We start from the raw sequence: 16,528 nt of genomic DNA on the forward strand, positions 1-16,528 counted from the left end.
AAATTAAATTTTCTCCTCTGTAATCTTCTGTTCATATTCCGTTCATATTTCTTTTTTATGATAAGTGCATAGAAAGTAAGAGGAAGGAGCGAGCGAAATGTTTTTAGCTCTGCGTGAATTAAAACAATCAAAATTAAGATATGGATTAATCGGACTTATTATGGTGTTATTATCATTTTTAGTTCTTGTTATTTCAGGATTAGCAAATGGATTATCATATGATAATGCTTCATCGATTCAAAATATGGAGGCAAATAAGTTCGTCTTAGCAGATGATGCGGAAAATAAATTACTTCGTTCACAAATTAAGCAAGATGATGTAAATAACGTAGTAAATCAAGTAGGCGAGAAAGAGGCCGTTCCGTTCCGTGTGAAAGTTTCAACGTATGAAAAGAAAGACAGTTCGAAAAAAGTGGATGTTGCTATTTTCTCAAGTGAACGCGATTCATTTTTAGAACCGAAAATTGTAAAAGGTGAGAAATTAGGTACAGCAAATAATGAAATGGTTGCTGATGAATCTATTAAAGAAAAAGGAATCGATATCGGGGACACAATTATTGATCCTGTTTCAAAGAAAGAATTTACAATCGTTGGATTTACGAAAGATCAAATGTTTAGCCATACACCAGTCGTTTATGTAAATGAAGACGTATGGGGAGCTATTTCACAACCAAACCAAAAAGATTATAGTGCGATTGCGCTGAATACAGATAAAGAAATTAAAAATGCACATGTTATCGACAAAAAAGAAGTACTACAAAGTATTCCCGGATTTAAAGAGGAGCAAGGAACATTAACGATGATAATTGCATTCTTACTTGTTATCGCTGCGTTACTAATCGGTGTATTCTTCTACGTCATTACATTGCAAAAAACACAGCAATTAGGCGTATTAAAAGCAATCGGTACGAAGAATTCTTATTTAGCAAATAGTTTAGTCGTGCAGGCTTTATTCTTATCAGTCGTTGCGATGGTAATCAGTATTGTTCTTGTGCAAGGATTAGAACAAATTTTACCAGCAGGTATGCCGTTCTTATTAACAACACCGATGATTGCACAATATGGAGCAATCTTTATCGTAATTAGTATTTTAGGAACACTTATTTCGTTATACCAAGTATTAAAAGTTGATGCATTAGAAGCAATTGGAGGCGGGATGTAATGACTTCATTATTGAAATTAGATAAAGTAAGTAAAGTGTACGGAGAAGGGAATACGGAAGTAACAGCCCTTCATCCGATGTCGCTTGATGTGAAAGCTGGAGAGTTTATTGGAATCGTTGGTCCTTCTGGATCAGGGAAAAGTACATTATTATCAATCGCGGGTGCTTTATTATCACCGTCAAAAGGGGATATTTACATTCGTGAGCAAAATATTACGAAGTTATCGGAAAAGGAAATGACAGACATTCGCTTGAAAAAAATCGGCTTCATTTTCCAGTTCGCAAATCTTGTTCCATATTTAAATGTTAAAGAACAATTGCTTTACATTGCAAAGCTTAAAAAAGAAAACAAACAAGACTCAGAAAAGCGTGCGGATCATTTATTAGCGGCATTTGGATTAGGAGAAAGAAAAAGTCATTATCCAAATCAACTATCTGGCGGGGAAAAACAAAGGGTAGCAATCGCTCGCGCGTTCATGAACAACCCAGATTTAATATTAGCGGATGAACCAACTGCAAGCTTAGACTCAAAACGCGCACGTGAAGTTGTAGAAATGATGAAACGTGAAGTGAAAGAAAGTCAAAAAGCAGCAATTATGATTACGCATGATGAAAGAATGCTTGATGTATGTGATCGTATATTGACGCTTAGAGATGGGAAGTTAATATAAAGAAAAAGGACAATCGCACATAAATGTGCGATTGTCCTTTTTATAAAATATAGTTATAAGGGCCTTATTTTGAGAATAACGCTTTAATTTTATTTCGTGTTACTAATAAAACGCCGCCTAATACAGATAACATACCTAAAGCCATATTATTTGATTGCTCACTACCAGCGTTAGGAAGTTCTCTAGTGTTATTGTTTGTGTTTGTAGTACCAGTCTTTGTTTCAGTTTGTTTCGATTGAGATACTTCATTAATTTTGTTATCTACATTTTGCTTCGTTGTATGTACCTCAGCTAATTTGTCATCAATTTTTTTCTCAGTATGTTTAAAGTCGTTAATTTTAATATCTAAGTCTTGTTTTTTCTTTGTTAAATCGTCTGAAACAGTTTGTTTCGCTTGTTTCATTTCGTTAATTTTATTTAGTAAATCTTGTCTAGTTTCTTGTAATTCAGCTAGTTTGTTTTTTACATCTTGTTTAGCTAGTTCTAAGTTAGCGGAAAGACTATCTAAATTACCTTTAATTTTCTTAAGTTCCTCTAACGTGTTCCCAGTATTCGGCTTATTTTCTTTTAGTTCAGCAAGTTTGTCCTCAGCAGTTTGTTTTGCTTTCTTTAACTCAGCTAATTTTTCATCTACCTGTTTTTTAACTTCCTTAAGTTCATTAACCTTTTGATCGATATTTTCTTTATGTTGTTTAATTTCATTCACTTTTTCATCGACAGTTTGTTTATGTTCTTTAATCTCATTAACCTTATTATCGATATTTTGCTTATGTTCTTTCACTTCAGCAACTTTATCTTCTACTTGTTTTTTATGCTCTTTAATTTCAGCGATTTTATCTTCGGCGATTTGCTTGTCTTGCTGAAGTTTTGCATCTAACTCTTGTTTACGTTGTTTCATTTCGTTAATTTTTTCATCAGCAACTTGTTTACGCTCATGTAGTTCATTAACCTTCGTATCAACATTTTCCTTAACTTGGTTAAGTTCATTCAACTTTTGATCCACGTTTTCTTTGTGTTGCTGCAATTTCGCATCTAACTCTTGTCTATGTTGCTTAATTTCAGCTAATCGATCTCCCGTACTTTGCTGAGGAGTAGCATCAGTTACTTCTGCATGAGCAGAGTTTGCGCCAGCAATCATTGCTAAAGCTAGTGTAGACGCAGCAATTGTTTGTTTTGTTTTCATATTTTTGTACCTCTTTTCTTTCATATGCATGAGCTGTTTTGTGTAAAATTGAGCATATAGAAGTAGATTATCTTATCATTATATACCATGTTAAGTGGTTAGAGGAAGGATTTGCATAATAATCTATGATTATGTAATTTTTAAATTCTTTTATTTTGGAGTAGGGGGCAAATCTTTAGCTAGATGAATAATTTCTTCTATAGTAGAGTTTACATCCTTACTATTACGAATGACAAACAAATAATTAGCCTCGTTTTCTATCGGATCCACCACATCTTCATGTTGCGATTCAGCCTGTTGTCGATCGAGTACTTCTTTAAAACTAGAATAACCACCTCTAAAAATATTGGTACTTCGCGTGCTTCGAGCTATTCTTTCGTAAAGTACTTCATCAGGAATGTCAAAATGAACGAGTATGCGTACATATTTATTTTGTGGAAATAATTCGTTTAGTAAATATAATCTTCCGTTTTTACTGCGATTGGAGTTGCAAATAATAAGGTGTAGATTTGTATATTCTTGCGCATAATCAACAATGAATTTCGAAAGACCGTGCTTAAATGTATTAGTGCCTTCATCCGGCTGTAATTTTTCGTAATGTGTGTTGATAAATTCAGCTTGGTTATCTTGATCCATAACGAAAGAGTTGGGTAACTCTTTTTCTAGTTCTTTAGCAAATGTAGTTTTTCCGCTGTGTGTTTTTCCTACGGTAATAATGACTAATCGTTTCATATTGGCCTCCATATGTATTGTTATAATTTGGAATATTCTGTGTGAATCGACAATTTTCCTGCCAGAGAATATACAAATTGTTGGTTTGATAGCAGGATAGAAACTTGACAAAAAAACTTATTTATGCTATAATTTACCAACTTAAAAATAAAGTGTATAATAGGGTTCTCCTGGCCAGGGGAACCCTATTTTTGTTGTAAAAATGAAGGAGTGTATGTGCGTGAAAAAAGGTGAAGCGAGTGTAACGTCGCTAGTATCAGCTTTCGGAAGAGCGTATCATAGTGAATTTGATCATCCTAAAATCTTTGATGATTATGTAGCTAAAGATTTTATTTCACAAAAAGAACGTAACGATATTGAAACGAATATGGTTCAAGGAATACAGTTTTTTAATACAGACATTGCAGAGAAGTTTCAAGACAATCCACAAGAAATATTAAAATGGATTACACAAGTTCAATTATCACCAACACCTTTGGCACGCGCGGCATATTGTGAAAGAGTATTACTACATGAGATTACATTAGGAGCAAAACAATACGTCATACTCGGTGCGGGCTTAGACACGTTCAGTTTCAGACATCGAGAATTAGAGAATGAAATAGAAATATTTGAAGTGGATCATCCTTCTACGCAAAGGTTTAAGAAGGAGAGAATAAAAGAAGCAGAACTTGAAATTCCAAACAACCTTCATTTTATTTCGATGGATTTCACGAAAGGATTTTCCAGTGAACAGTTACGGAATGAAGGATTTGAAAATAAAAAGACTTTCTTTAGCCTATTAGGTGTTACGTACTATTTAACGAAAGAGGAGCTTTCTAGTTTAATAGAATACTTATTCGAGATGGTTCCAGAGGGGAGCTCTATCGTATTCGATTATCCGGATGAAAACTTATTTACAGAAAAGGGACTGTCCAATCGAGTGGAAAATATGGTAAAAATGGCTGCAGTAGGCGAAGAACCGATGAAATCGTGTTTTTCTTATACCGAAATGGAAGCACTATTAGAGAAGGCAGGCTTACTCATTTATGAGCATTTATCGCCAAAAGACATAAATAAATTATATTTTGAAGGACGAAATGATTATTTAGAAGCTTTTGAGACGGTGCATTATGTGCATGCGGTGAAGAAGTAGGAATTAGTAGGCATGGGGAGAAATCTCTGTGTCTTTTTTTGTGGAAAAAGGAGATGGGGAGTATTAATTGGAAGGGAAATTCGATAATTTACAGAATATGCAATATGAATGTAAAAGTTTAAGTAGCGATGTTAAAGGAGAACGTAATGTACACAATTGGACAGGTTGCAAAATTTTTAGATGTATCTAGAGATACTTTGAAGTTTTATGAGGAAAAAGGTTTGGTCAAGCCGAAGCAAAATATTGAGAATGGGTATAGAAAATATAATCATTTTGATATATATGATATAACAACGGTCAATTTCTATAGGGAAATGGATATCGAAATAAAAAAAATTCAGGAATTAAGAAAAAGTAAGAGTATAGAGGGAATAAAATCATTGTTAGAAGAGAAAGAACAAGAAGTTTTAGAGGAGATAGAATATAAAAAACTTCTTTTAAAAAATCTTCAAATTGTAAAAGAAGATTGCGAAAAAACAACGCAATTCTTAGGGGAATACGTAGTAAAAGAAATGAAGCCGTTAGAAGTAAACGGAGAAATAGAGCATTTTACTGCGTATGATGAATATGAATCTTTGAAAAAGAATACGGATAGTTTAAAAAAAGCAGTTACTTTAACATCTTTACGAAGAGTTATAAATTTCAACGAAGAAGGTATTATAGAAGATAAATTTATAATTGTAAGAAAGATAGAGGACTTTGATAAAGAATTAGAAGGGGAAATTCTATCGCATCCAAAATGTATTTATACAGTTATTGAAGATGGAAGATGGGCAACTGGTGGGAAAAGTATTGATCATAATGTGGAATCCAGTTTAAGAAAAGCAGCAATAGAACAAGGACATGAACTTTTGGGGCTAGTGTATATAAATATATTACTTACCACATATGAAGAGGGACTTGAGCGTATATTTTTAGAAATTTATGCGCCTGTAAAATAATGCTGACATGTATTGACCTGTGAGTAACCCCCAGGTTTAAGCTGAGAGTATCTGTAAATATAAATACTATTATGTTTACGAAATACTTAGTTTGAAATGGGGATTGCGCATGAATAGGGAAAAGAAACTAAAAAAACCAGTAGCGAGTTTTATTGTACTAACCAATATCATTTTTCTGCCACTTTTTTTGCTTGTAGGAGCTATAAGTATGCTAGGATTCCCAGCATGGGTTTTTGATGTAATGTTTTGTATATCGTCTTGGTCCTCAACTTTTGCTTTTGCCGTGTTATTTAAAAAAATCTATCCAGGGCAGAGCTTTATACAGTTTGTAAAAGACAAGTTCAAGAATAAACTTAAAGTTTCTATAATTCTTATTGTGAGTATGATTCAAACTTTCATATTTTTAATGATTTTGTTTGTCGTGTCTAAAAATAGTGAAGTAGATTCTATTTTTACTGTCACTTCATGGGGAATGCTAATCTATTTCTTTGCTAAAAACTTTCTTGCGGGGCCATTGGGAGAAGAACTAGGATGGAGAGGCTTTGCACAAATTGAGCTTCAAAAGAGGCATTCACCACTAAAAGCTTCGCTAATTATAGGATTTTGGTGGGGGATGTGGCATCTACCTATTTGGTTTACTACAGGATTTGTAGGCATGGACCTAATTAAATATATTCTATTTTTTATGATCTCTATCATATCTATGAAAATCGTTATGACTGCATTTTATAATTTAAATCAGAATTTAATTATCCCAATCATCATCCATCAATTTTTTAATTTCTTTATTGGTATTATAAAAGGAAACTTAATCGATCTAATTATGTATAACGCGATTTTTTATTTAGTAGTTGCAGTTTTTCTGATTGTTATAAATCCAAAGAGAGTTCTGTATGGAGCGGAAGATATAAATAGCAGGAATGGAAAGTATTATAGGGCATAGTGATGCATTTATGAAAGACAAGGAAAGCAAATTTAGTGATGGTAGATATGTTTGTTTTGTGCAGTATTACTTAAAGCTCCGCCAATTTAATTATATAAATTATTTTTTTATGGAAACAAAAAGGGAAAAGAAGATGTTGAAATGAGTTGTATGTACACTCCATATGTGTATATTTGCTGCTCAATAAACTACCATCTCACGTAAGTTTATACCACATTTTCACTTTTATTTACAAAAAATACTATTAAATATTTTCGGATAATTGTTATAATATAATTAAATTGATATAAAAGTTTTTTTCTAGAGTATGTATTTGAAGAATTCTCATGCAAAAAGAGCAAGTTCTCAAGTAGAGAGCTTGCTCTTTTTTGAAGAGAAATATGATTAGAAGTACATAAGGGGATAGCAGAATGTTATAAAAAGACTTTCTGTATGTATCCACAACAATGTTTAGATGTAAAGGATTTTTAAATTTATAAAAAGATTAAGAGGCGATAGAGAATGAAAAGATATATTAGTATAAAAGGAATTGGAACATATCTTCCGAAAAGAAAGGTAGAATCTTTTGAAATAGATCGCATGCTACATGTGCCAGAAGGCTGGACATTAAAAAAAGCTGGGGTAAAAACAAGATATTTTGTTGATGGAGAAACGTCTTCTTATATGGGTGCAGAAGCTGCAAAAAAAGCTGTAGAAGATGCGAAGTTAACTTGGGATGATATCGATTGTATTATTTGCGGAAGCGGAACGATTCAACAGGCGATCCCTTCTACTGCATCACTTATTCAAGAACAGCTCGGGCTACAGCATTCTGGTATTCCATGTTTTGATATCAATTCAACATGTTTAAGTTTCATAACAGCACTTGATACAATTTCGTACGCAATGGAATGCGGGAGATACAAAAATGTTGTTATCATTTCTTCTGAAATTTCTTCTGTTGGATTAAATTGGGGGCAAAATGAAAGCAGTATTTTATTCGGTGACGGTGCGGCAGCTGTAGTAATAACAAAAGGCGATTATACATCTTCTATTATTGCTTCCCATATGGAAACATATAGCTCTGGTGCGCATTTATCAGAAATTCGTGGCGGTGGAACGATGATTCATCCTCGCGAGTATAGTGAGGAACGAAAAGAAGACTTCTTGTTCGATATGAATGGAAGAGCCATTTTTAAACTATCTTCTAAGTATTTGTTGAAGTTTATTGACAAGCTACTTATGGATACTGGTTATACTCTAGCCGATATTGATTTAATTGTTCCTCACCAAGCAAGTGGACCAGCTATGAGACTCATTCGTAAAAAATTAGGGGTTGATGAAGAGCGCTTTATGACCATTTTTGAAGACTACGGTAATATGATTTCCGCATCTATTCCAGTCGCTCTTTTCGAAGCGATTAAGCAAAAGAAAGTGCAACGTGGAAATAAAATACTATTATTAGGTACTTCTGCGGGACTTTCTATCGGGGGCATCCTTCTTGAGTACTAAGAAAACAGTATTAATTACAGGGGCACGTGCACCAGCAACTCTGCATGTATGCAGACTGTTTCATAACGCTGGACATACCGTTATTATTGCAGATAGTATTCCTTATCCATTAAGTAAAGTTTCAAAGAGTACGGATTACTTTTATGAAATTCCTTCTCCAAAATGGAAAACAAATGAAAGTATCCGTGCGCTACTATCCATTATTCAACGTCATAATGTGGATTTACTTATTCCTACTTGTGAAGAAGTATTTTATATATCTAAATATAGAGAAGAATTAAGCGCATTTTGCCATGTATTAGTAGATGATTTTCAAAAACTTTCATTACTGCATAATAAGTGGGAATTTATTCAGTTCGTAGCGAATTTAGGGTGGCAAGTACCTGCAACATATAGAATAGATGATGAAGAAGCGATAAGTTCAATGATGCACAAAACACCAGCTCATACTCCTTTTGTACGAAAACCGATTTTTTCCCGATTTTCTGATAAAGTGGAATTTATTACAAAAGAGGATGCTCTAAAAGAAAGCATGATAGATAAGTCGAATTATATTATGCAAGAGTTTATACGAGGGACGCAGCATTGTTCCTACAGTATTGCACAATCTGGGGAAGTGTTAGCTCACTCTACGTATAAAACGGAATTTACGGCAGGCTTAGGTGCTACCATTGCGTTTCAGCATATGAATCATCCTAAAATTGATCAGTTTGTGAGACATATTGTAAAAGAGCTAAATTTCTCAGGACAAATTGCTTTTGATTTTATCGTTACAGAGGATGGAGATGCGATTCCGATTGAATGTAATCCACGTACTACAAGTGGATTACATTTATTCGATGAGGAAATATTGCCGGCCTTCTTTCATGAAAAGGTAAACAATACACTCATTCCAAGACCAAACTCTGAGTGTGCAATTCGGTTAGCGATGCTTCTTTATGGATTTCCGAATTTAAAAAGTAAACAAAAACGTAAGCGATGGTTAAAAGTTCTATGCTCTTATCCAGATATCGTTTATCGTCACAATGATTGGAAACCATTTTTTTATCAGTTTTTTAGCATGTATAAATTGTGGCGTGAAAGTTATAAACAGGAACGGACTATTTTAGAGCAAACAACATATGACATATCGTGGGATGGTGAAGATTTATGAAAATGCTAGTAACTGGTGGAACGGGCTTTCTAGGACAAAAACTCGCCTTTCGACTGAAAAATATGGGCTATGAAGTAACGGCAACGGGAAGAAATAAAACAATTGGTAAGGTATTAGAACAAAATGGAATTGAGTTTGTTTACTGTCCTCTTGAAGACAGGGATCGTGTGCTACAAGTTTGTAAAGGTAAAGATTACATCTTTCATAGCGGCGCACTTTCTTCTCCTTGGGGTAAATATGAAGATTTTTATAATGCAAATGTGTTAGGAACGAAACATATTATCGAGGGATGTCAAAAGTACGGTATAAAACGCCTGATCCACGTATCAACACCAAGTATTTATTTCTATTATGATGAACGACAAAATGTAGTAGAAAACGCGAAACTTCCTGATACATTTGTAAATCATTATGCAACAACGAAGCACATGGCTGAACAAGCTATTGATCAAGCATTCATGCATGGTTTACCAGTTATCACGATACGCCCGCGTGCTTTATTCGGACCAGGAGATAATGCGATTCTTCCGCGTCTTATTAAAGTATGTGAAAAGGGTGCTTTACCGAGAATTGGTACTGAAGATGTTCTTGTTGATATCACGTATGTTGAGAATGTAGTAGATGCTTTACTTCTTTGTATGCATTCCCCAAAACATACATTAGGGCAAAAGTACAATATAACAAATGACGAGCGTGTAAATTTATATGAGGTCATAGAAAATGTAATGAAGCGTCTTGATAAGGAAGTAAAATATAAAAAAATTTCCTACAAAACCGCTTTTTCACTAGCTGCTATACTAGAAGGAATCTCAAAAACTATTTTATTTGGAAAAGAACCTATTCTCACAAAATATACTGTTAGTGTTCTTTCAAAAAGCCAGACATTAAATATTGATAAAGCTAAAGAAGAACTAGGGTATGCTCCAAAGATCAGTATAGAAGAAGGAATTACAAAATTTGTAGACTGGTGGAAAATACAATGAAAATCAAATCTTTAAAGCTATATGATACAGGATATTGCACACATCCAGAAAAAATCGCATATTCCAAGGGCAGTTGGAAACAAATATGCTTTCCAGCTACAGTAGGGTTACTCCAGCATCCAGTATTAGGATATATTTTATTTGATACTGGATATGCGGGACATTTTAAAGAGGCGACAAAAAAATTCCCTTACTCTGTATATGCAAAACTTACGCCTGTTCATTTCACGGAAGAGCAATCTATTAAAGAGCAACTTCTTCTTGATGGTATTCAGCCAGAAGAAATTAAATATATTATTCTATCTCATTTTCATGGCGATCATACAGCTGGTTTACCCGACTTTCCAAAAGCGAAAATATTAACCTTCGCAAAAGCTTATGAGGATATTAAAAAGAGAAGTAAATTTGGTGCTCTATTAAAAGGGTGTCTAAAAGATACACTGCCGATGGATTTAGAGGAAAGAATGTCATTCATTGATCAAACTCCATCCCTTAACTTACCTTCTACATATGGAAAGTTTGAAGAGGGGTATGATGTATTTGATGATGGCTCATTATTTGCTGTTGACTTAACAGGACATGCAACGGGACAATTCGGTTTATTCGTCCATTTACAGAGTGAAAAAATTGTCTTTCTTTGTGCAGACGCAGTGTGGCTAAGTAAAACGTATCAAAACCTTGTATTTCCTAGTAAGATTGCCAACCTTTTAACTAGCGATCCAAAATCTTACCGAAAGAATATTGAGAAGTTACACCATTTATCACAAACATCACCTGAGATTGAAATTGTACCAACTCATTGTGAACATACATGGGATAAAATTAAAGCAGGGGTGTACTATGAATAAACTACGAATTCTCAAGCAATACTTGAAAACAAAATATGGCTCGAGATTTTCAAGTCGTAAACAGTTGGAACAGTTTCATAAACAACAAATAGAAAAACATCTTTTGTTCACGATAGAGGCGTCTCCTTTTTATCGCCAATTATATACGCCTTTTTTAAATGAAATTCAAAAGGGGAATTTGTCTGCGCTCCCTATTATTGATAAAGAAGTAATGATGGAACATTTTGATACATTAAATACAGCCCATATTTCAAAGGAAGAAGCGTTTCATGTAGCATTTGAAGCAGAAAAGACCCGGAATTTCTCCCCAACCATTCGTAATATAACTGTTGGTTTATCATCAGGAACTAGTGGGAATCGTGGGGTTTTTCTCGTTTCTGAGGAAGAACAAACGTTGTGGGCTGGATCGATTATTGGAAAGGTGCTTCCTTCTAGCATTTTACATAAACACACGATTGCTTTTTTCTTACGTGCAAATAGCAATTTATACGAAGCGACAAAAAATAAGCGAATCTCATTTCATTTTTTTGATTTACTAGATTCGTTTCAGCAGCATATTACGCGATTAAATGAAATACAGCCCTCTATTTTAATTGCACCTCCGTCTATGTTACGGAAAATCGCTGACTGGCAGCAAGAAGGACTGATTACGATTTGTCCCAAAAAAATTATCTCTGTAGCAGAAGTGCTTGAAGATATTGATAGAGAGTTTATTTGTGCAACTTTCAAGCAGACAGTACACCAAGTTTACCAATGTACAGAAGGTTTTCTTGCTACCACCTGCAAGGAGGGGACATTACACATTAATGAAGATCTCGTTCATATTGAAAAAGAATACTTAGATCAAGAGAAAGGGATATTCGTTCCCATTATTACTGATTTCATGAGGAAAACACAGCCGATTATACGCTATCGTCTCAATGACATATTAATTGAGAAAAAAACGCCGTGCAGCTGTGGTTCACCTTTCTTAGCATTAGAACGAATTGATGGTCGATGTGACGATATATTTATTGGAATAAGTGAATTGGATAATAAAGAAATATCTATTTTTCCAGATTTCATTAGAAGAGCAATTTTGTTTGCATCTAGTGACATTCAAGAATTTAAAGTAATACAGCATAGCGTAGACAAAATTGAAATTAAACTTAAAGCACTCCCTGAAAATCTGGAATTATGTAAATCAAATGTAATGAAAGAGTTACATATACTATGGTCTACTAAAAAGTGTGCGATACCACAGTTCTTCTTTTCACATTACGATATTCAAGTATATGATAAAAAATTAAAAAGAATAGAAAGTCTTGTAAGGCGTGGTGAACATAAATGATTCAGTTACATGATGTTCATTCCTTGTATAGTATTGATTGGGAATCAAAAAAAGATGGGGCATATGTGCGAGATAGTTTCCTGCCTCTTTTTCAAAAGGGGGTTACAGCATGTATTGAAAATGTTAACACGGAGCTCTTTCTATTAGAAATCGATGATCTCATCTTGCCAGTTACTCTTAATAACGCAGAGTTCGAAAATTCATATGTATGTTCTCCTTATACACATTACGTATCTTATGCGTTAGAAGAGCTATGGGAGTTGAAAAAACCATGGCTAGAGAAGCTATTAACCTATCCGATTCATCTTATGGGAAGTTGGCTACGACGAACGAATATTAATAAAGTAATTGTCGTAAATAATTGGATGCTTTCAACAAATCTTTATCACTCTATCAACGAACGACAAATCGAACAAATTACAAATCTATTTGTTGAGAAATTTCCAGAGCATACAATTTTATTTCGCTCTTTAAATAATGCATTATATCCTGTAACGACAGAAGCACTATCTACAGTAGGTTACAAGAAAATTATGTCTCGTTCTATATACTTATTTGATCCGAAACACTATAAAAAAATGAATCGAAAAAAACGAAAAGACTTATTAAACGATAAAAGCTTATTAGAGAAAAGCAATTATGAAATCATTACGAATGAAGAATTAACAAAGGAGGATATTTTACAAATTTCCCATTTATACAACCAACTATATATCGAAAAATATTCCGCCCATAACCCAATGTTTACACCCGCTTATTTATGGAATGCTCTTCAGCATCGTTTATTTGAGATAAAGGCCATAAAAAAAGGGGATACAATTGATGGTGTCATTGCTTATTTCATTAGGGATGGAGTTATGACAACGCCGATCCTTGGCTATAATACAAACTCTGACCAGCAACAAGGTTTATACCGTATACTTTCCCTCCTTATTACAATGGATTCTATCGAAAAAGAATTAATTTGTCATTGTAGTGCTGGGGCTGGAGAGTTCAAACGAAATCGTGGTGCAACACAGCAAATTGAATACAGTTATGTATATAACGATCATCTACCACCTAGCCAACAAAAGGTATGGAAAGTATTAATGTGGATATTAAATACATACATAGAACCGATGGCAAAAAAACATCGCTTTTAAACAAAAAAACTTTTATGATTGCTTGTTACTAGGAACTCTTTATTTAAGTGTAGCTGCAATACCCACGTTATGGAATTTATATAGTATATTTTTAATGATTTATTTTATATTTATCGTTTGGATGAAAGAGAGAAGTGCTTGAAGAGTAGTTCTCTTTTTTATTAAGTTTTTGAAACATCGCATTATATACATACGGTAAAGAAGTAGAAGATTAGTAGGCATGGGGAGAAATCTTTATGTCCTTTTTTATGAGGATTTTTAATTTTAAAAATAAATTGTAAAAAATAATTTACAATTTGTAAAAAATAAATTACAATTATCTCAAGAGGTGTTACTATTGTTGCATAATAAAATTGTAGTTTGTCGAGCAGAAAAAGGTTGGACCCAAGAAGAACTGGCAACAAGAGTGGGAGTTAGTCGTCAAACTATCGCTACTCTTGAAAAGAATAAATATAACCCTTCTCTAATTCTTGCCTTTAAAATCGCAAATGTATTTGAAAAGCCGTTAACCGACGTATTTGATTATCTAGAGGAGTGATACATATGTTGTTGTTAAAAATTTTATTATTTGGTTTAATAGTGATAAGTAAGATGTATGTAATAAAATTTCAATCAAGTGATGAAGCAAATGACGAAAGAGGAAGAGAAATTCTATATAAAACAAATAATGTTTTGTACAATATTCTATATTTAGGTATCCTTGCCATTATTGTTTTACAATTAATTGATATTATTCCTTTGAAATTTCTACCTGATTTGTTATTGTATTTTGCACTTTCATTAAGTGTGTTAGGCAGTATTTTTATATTTATCAACAGAAACAGTAAAAATTACTAATACGAGTTAAGTGTTTAATCTTGTTCTGTTAGTTAATTGAACAAAATTTTTTTTAGTAAGCTACATAAAATAATCAATCTTTTTCATAAAAATTTAAGGAAGCCAAAAGAACCCCGCACATTTTAATCAAAATGTGTGGGGTTCTTCTTTTTATAAAATAAATATTTGTAGTGTGGAATATATCCAATTGATTAACCAAACTAGTATTTTAGGGGCATTAACTGAAACCATAAATATAACCTCATGTCTATCTTGTTGATGAATTTCATTGTCCTCGGATAAAGGACAATAGTAGATCTTTGATTTTTATTACAATTTTGTAAGGTTAAGTAATAAAAATCGATAGAATGGGATATTAGAATGGAGTACTCTGATTGACGGATAGAATATTCTGAAAAAAGGGGTAGAGCAAATGAAGAATAGACAAAAAGCATCGATAATATGCAAAAGTATTTTATGTTTAATGATTTGTATATTCATTACGAATGAAGCATGGTTTACAAATGTGGTGAGGGCAGAATCGGGCACGTTGACTGATAGGAGTATAGAGGATTTCAAAAAAAAGCTGGATGAACAGGTACCAAAATGGCAGGGGAATTATGAGGTACCAGGGGTTGCAATAGGGGTTGTACATGAGGGGCGTATTGCTTATACACTAAACTACGGTTATGTAGATAAAAAGACAAAAAAAGCGGTGAGTGATGATACTTTGTTTCAAGCTGGTTCCATATCTAAAAGCCTTACAGCGTGGGGAATCCTACATCTTGTAGATGAAGGTCGTTTATCACTAGATGATCCCGTTGGAAAATATCTGACTAAATGGAAATTACCTAATTCAGAGTTTAATAATAATGAAGTCACGATAAGAAGATTGCTAAGCCATACAGCAGGGCTGTCTGCACATAAAGGATACCTCGGGGTTACACCAGGGAAACATCTTGACTCTATCGAGGAGTCTCTGTCTGGAAAAGGATGGCTTAATGAACCAGTGGAGGTTACTAATAAACCAGGTTCAGAAACAATTTATTCTGGTGGCGGATATACAATTTTACAACTTGTAATTGAAGAGGTTACCGGAATACCGTTTGATCGTTATATGGAAGAACAAATTATGAAACCTTTAGGAATGAAATCTAGTTCATTCTTACAACGTTCTGAAAATCATAACCTTTCGAAAGCTTATGGATATTTTGGAGAGGAGCTCCCTAGTTACCAATTTACCGAACAGGCTGCTGCAGGTCTCAAGACAAATGTTACGGATATGATGACATTGATACTTGCAAGTATGGATACAAATAATAAAGGGAATGGTGTCATCAAAAGTGGACGTGTTGAGGAAATGCAAAAGCCGGTATTAAGGGAGAATGGTTTAGGTATATTTGAAAAAAAATTATCTAATCAATGGAAATTACTTTATCATTCTGGTGACAATCGAGGCTGGCATTCTTTTTATGGTTTCATTCCTAATACAAAGGATGGATTGGTAATCCTCACGAATAGTGAAGGTGGTATAGACTTACGACAGGATATTTACCACGCATGGATTGAACATGAAACTGGAAAATTACCTGAAAGTTACTTCTCTCTAGCTGAGCAGAGAAAAAACAACTCTATTACATCAATTGTTATTGGAGCCACACTTGGTTTATATTTGCTGCTATTTGTAATTAGATTGTACAACGGTAGAAGAACTTTCATTTTTAAGCAAGAGAAGAAATCCCACATCGGATTAGTAGTTAGGACATTTTTACTTATTATTACTGCTATTCTCGTTTTTTGTGCTGCATACTTGTGGAGGGTTTTCAGCTTGAATTCCGGTAATACATTAAATTTTATTCTAATAATGGTATGGATTATAACATTATTAATTAGTGGATTTTTCCCGAAAATTAGAAGTAATAAAAAACAACGTATGAAACGAAAAGATTTAACATCAAAATTTACATGTATGTAATGTTAAAGGCTAGAAAGCTAGAT

General features: G+C 33.6%; 16 protein-coding genes. 14 read left to right on the forward strand and 2 right to left on the reverse strand.

Annotated elements, in window-relative coordinates; translation table 11 throughout:
- The first annotated feature begins 97 nt into the window (after positions 1 to 97).
- Complete coding sequence (locus tag MNO09_RS14220; RefSeq protein ID WP_000477784.1) at positions 98 to 1,162, forward strand: ABC transporter permease; 1,065 nt, start codon at positions 98 to 100, stop codon at positions 1,160 to 1,162.
- Positions 1,162 to 1,833 (forward strand): ABC transporter ATP-binding protein, encoded by a 672-nt coding sequence (locus MNO09_RS14225; RefSeq protein WP_000202602.1) that lies wholly within the window; start codon positions 1,162 to 1,164, stop codon positions 1,831 to 1,833. The genes MNO09_RS14220 and MNO09_RS14225 overlap by 1 nt, the downstream gene beginning before the upstream one ends.
- Before the next feature lie 64 nt (positions 1,834 to 1,897).
- Here the strand turns inward: MNO09_RS14225 and MNO09_RS14230 are convergent, their stop codons facing one another.
- Positions 1,898 to 3,016, reverse strand: coding sequence for an LPXTG cell wall anchor domain-containing protein (locus MNO09_RS14230; RefSeq protein WP_000851025.1), 1,119 nt, complete (start codon positions 3,014 to 3,016; stop codon positions 1,898 to 1,900).
- 150 nt (positions 3,017 to 3,166) lie between these two features.
- A complete protein-coding gene (locus tag MNO09_RS14235; protein ID WP_170956730.1) occupies positions 3,167 to 3,760 on the reverse strand; it encodes an ATP-binding protein in 594 nt (197 codons plus the stop codon).
- Positions 3,761 to 3,962: 202 nt separating this feature from the next.
- On the opposite strand from MNO09_RS14235, the gene MNO09_RS14240 reads away from it, so the two are divergent.
- The 12 genes from MNO09_RS14240 (at position 3,963) to MNO09_RS14295 (ending at position 16,505) form a co-directional block, all read left to right on the forward strand.
- Positions 3,963 to 4,883: a class I SAM-dependent methyltransferase gene (locus tag MNO09_RS14240; protein WP_078183082.1), complete on the forward strand. Its 921-nt coding sequence runs from the start codon at positions 3,963 to 3,965 to the stop codon at positions 4,881 to 4,883.
- A gap of 146 nt (positions 4,884 to 5,029) precedes the next feature.
- On the forward strand, positions 5,030 to 5,824 hold the full coding sequence (locus tag MNO09_RS14245) for a MerR family transcriptional regulator (RefSeq protein WP_000288012.1): 795 nt from the start codon (positions 5,030 to 5,032) through the stop codon (positions 5,822 to 5,824).
- 109 nt (positions 5,825 to 5,933) lie between these two features.
- Complete coding sequence (locus tag MNO09_RS14250) at positions 5,934 to 6,767, forward strand: CPBP family intramembrane glutamic endopeptidase (protein WP_001078406.1); 834 nt, start codon at positions 5,934 to 5,936, stop codon at positions 6,765 to 6,767.
- 501 nt (positions 6,768 to 7,268) lie between these two features.
- Positions 7,269 to 8,258, forward strand: coding sequence for a beta-ketoacyl-ACP synthase III (locus tag MNO09_RS14255; protein ID WP_000833207.1), 990 nt, complete (start codon positions 7,269 to 7,271; stop codon positions 8,256 to 8,258).
- Positions 8,248 to 9,411 carry an ATP-grasp domain-containing protein gene (locus MNO09_RS14260; RefSeq protein ID WP_140399224.1) on the forward strand — a complete coding sequence of 388 codons (1,164 nt, stop codon included), beginning with the start codon at positions 8,248 to 8,250 and terminating at the stop codon, positions 9,409 to 9,411. Before MNO09_RS14255 ends, MNO09_RS14260 begins: the two co-directional genes overlap by 11 nt.
- On the forward strand, positions 9,408 to 10,394 hold the full coding sequence (locus tag MNO09_RS14265; RefSeq protein ID WP_088107088.1) for an NAD-dependent epimerase/dehydratase family protein: 987 nt from the start codon (positions 9,408 to 9,410) through the stop codon (positions 10,392 to 10,394). Before MNO09_RS14260 ends, MNO09_RS14265 begins: the two co-directional genes overlap by 4 nt.
- Positions 10,391 to 11,242 (forward strand): MBL fold metallo-hydrolase, encoded by an 852-nt coding sequence (locus tag MNO09_RS14270; RefSeq protein ID WP_000695250.1) that lies wholly within the window; start codon positions 10,391 to 10,393, stop codon positions 11,240 to 11,242. The genes MNO09_RS14265 and MNO09_RS14270 overlap by 4 nt, the downstream gene beginning before the upstream one ends.
- Positions 11,235 to 12,572 carry a F390 synthetase-related protein gene (locus MNO09_RS14275; protein ID WP_001038135.1) on the forward strand — a complete coding sequence of 446 codons (1,338 nt, stop codon included), beginning with the start codon at positions 11,235 to 11,237 and terminating at the stop codon, positions 12,570 to 12,572. The genes MNO09_RS14270 and MNO09_RS14275 overlap by 8 nt, the downstream gene beginning before the upstream one ends.
- A complete protein-coding gene (locus MNO09_RS14280) occupies positions 12,569 to 13,714 on the forward strand; it encodes a hypothetical protein (RefSeq protein WP_000615357.1) in 1,146 nt (381 codons plus the stop codon). Before MNO09_RS14275 ends, MNO09_RS14280 begins: the two co-directional genes overlap by 4 nt.
- 337 nt (positions 13,715 to 14,051) lie before the next feature.
- Positions 14,052 to 14,252 carry a helix-turn-helix transcriptional regulator gene (locus MNO09_RS14285; RefSeq protein WP_000903049.1) on the forward strand — a complete coding sequence of 67 codons (201 nt, stop codon included), beginning with the start codon at positions 14,052 to 14,054 and terminating at the stop codon, positions 14,250 to 14,252.
- Positions 14,253 to 14,257: 5 nt separating this feature from the next.
- The gene (locus MNO09_RS14290; protein ID WP_000925448.1) at positions 14,258 to 14,551 is read left to right on the forward strand and encodes a hypothetical protein; all 294 of its coding nucleotides are present in this window, start codon (positions 14,258 to 14,260) and stop codon (positions 14,549 to 14,551) included.
- Between the two features lie 412 nt (positions 14,552 to 14,963).
- Positions 14,964 to 16,505: a serine hydrolase domain-containing protein gene (locus MNO09_RS14295; RefSeq protein WP_088107089.1), complete on the forward strand. Its 1,542-nt coding sequence runs from the start codon at positions 14,964 to 14,966 to the stop codon at positions 16,503 to 16,505.
- The last annotated feature ends 23 nt before the right edge of the window (positions 16,506 to 16,528 follow it).

Origin of the sequence: Bacillus sp. N5-665, from assembly GCF_022637375.2 — a bacterium.
In the GTDB taxonomy this organism is placed as follows: Bacteria; Bacillota; Bacilli; order Bacillales; family Bacillaceae_G; genus Bacillus_A; species Bacillus_A wiedmannii.

Bases quoted from the DNA above. Each gene is read 5' to 3' on its own strand.
- MNO09_RS14220 (WP_000477784.1), top strand. From the start codon at position 98: ATGTTTTTAGCTCTGCGTGAATTAAAACAATCAAAATTAAGATATGGA.
- MNO09_RS14225 (WP_000202602.1), top strand. From the start codon at position 1,162: ATGACTTCATTATTGAAATTAGATAAAGTAAGTAAAGTGTACGGAGAA.
- MNO09_RS14230 (WP_000851025.1), bottom strand. From the start codon at position 3,016: ATGAAAACAAAACAAACAATTGCTGCGTCTACACTAGCTTTAGCAATG.
- MNO09_RS14235 (WP_170956730.1), bottom strand. From the start codon at position 3,760: ATGGAGGCCAATATGAAACGATTAGTCATTATTACCGTAGGAAAAACA.
- MNO09_RS14240 (WP_078183082.1), top strand. From the start codon at position 3,963: ATGTGCGTGAAAAAAGGTGAAGCGAGTGTAACGTCGCTAGTATCAGCT.
- MNO09_RS14245 (WP_000288012.1), top strand. From the start codon at position 5,030: ATGTACACAATTGGACAGGTTGCAAAATTTTTAGATGTATCTAGAGAT.
- MNO09_RS14250 (WP_001078406.1), top strand. From the start codon at position 5,934: ATGAATAGGGAAAAGAAACTAAAAAAACCAGTAGCGAGTTTTATTGTA.
- MNO09_RS14255 (WP_000833207.1), top strand. From the start codon at position 7,269: ATGAAAAGATATATTAGTATAAAAGGAATTGGAACATATCTTCCGAAA.
- MNO09_RS14265 (WP_088107088.1), top strand. From the start codon at position 9,408: ATGAAAATGCTAGTAACTGGTGGAACGGGCTTTCTAGGACAAAAACTC.
- MNO09_RS14270 (WP_000695250.1), top strand. From the start codon at position 10,391: ATGAAAATCAAATCTTTAAAGCTATATGATACAGGATATTGCACACAT.
- MNO09_RS14275 (WP_001038135.1), top strand. From the start codon at position 11,235: ATGAATAAACTACGAATTCTCAAGCAATACTTGAAAACAAAATATGGC.
- MNO09_RS14280 (WP_000615357.1), top strand. From the start codon at position 12,569: ATGATTCAGTTACATGATGTTCATTCCTTGTATAGTATTGATTGGGAA.
- MNO09_RS14290 (WP_000925448.1), top strand. From the start codon at position 14,258: ATGTTGTTGTTAAAAATTTTATTATTTGGTTTAATAGTGATAAGTAAG.
- MNO09_RS14295 (WP_088107089.1), top strand. From the start codon at position 14,964: ATGAAGAATAGACAAAAAGCATCGATAATATGCAAAAGTATTTTATGT.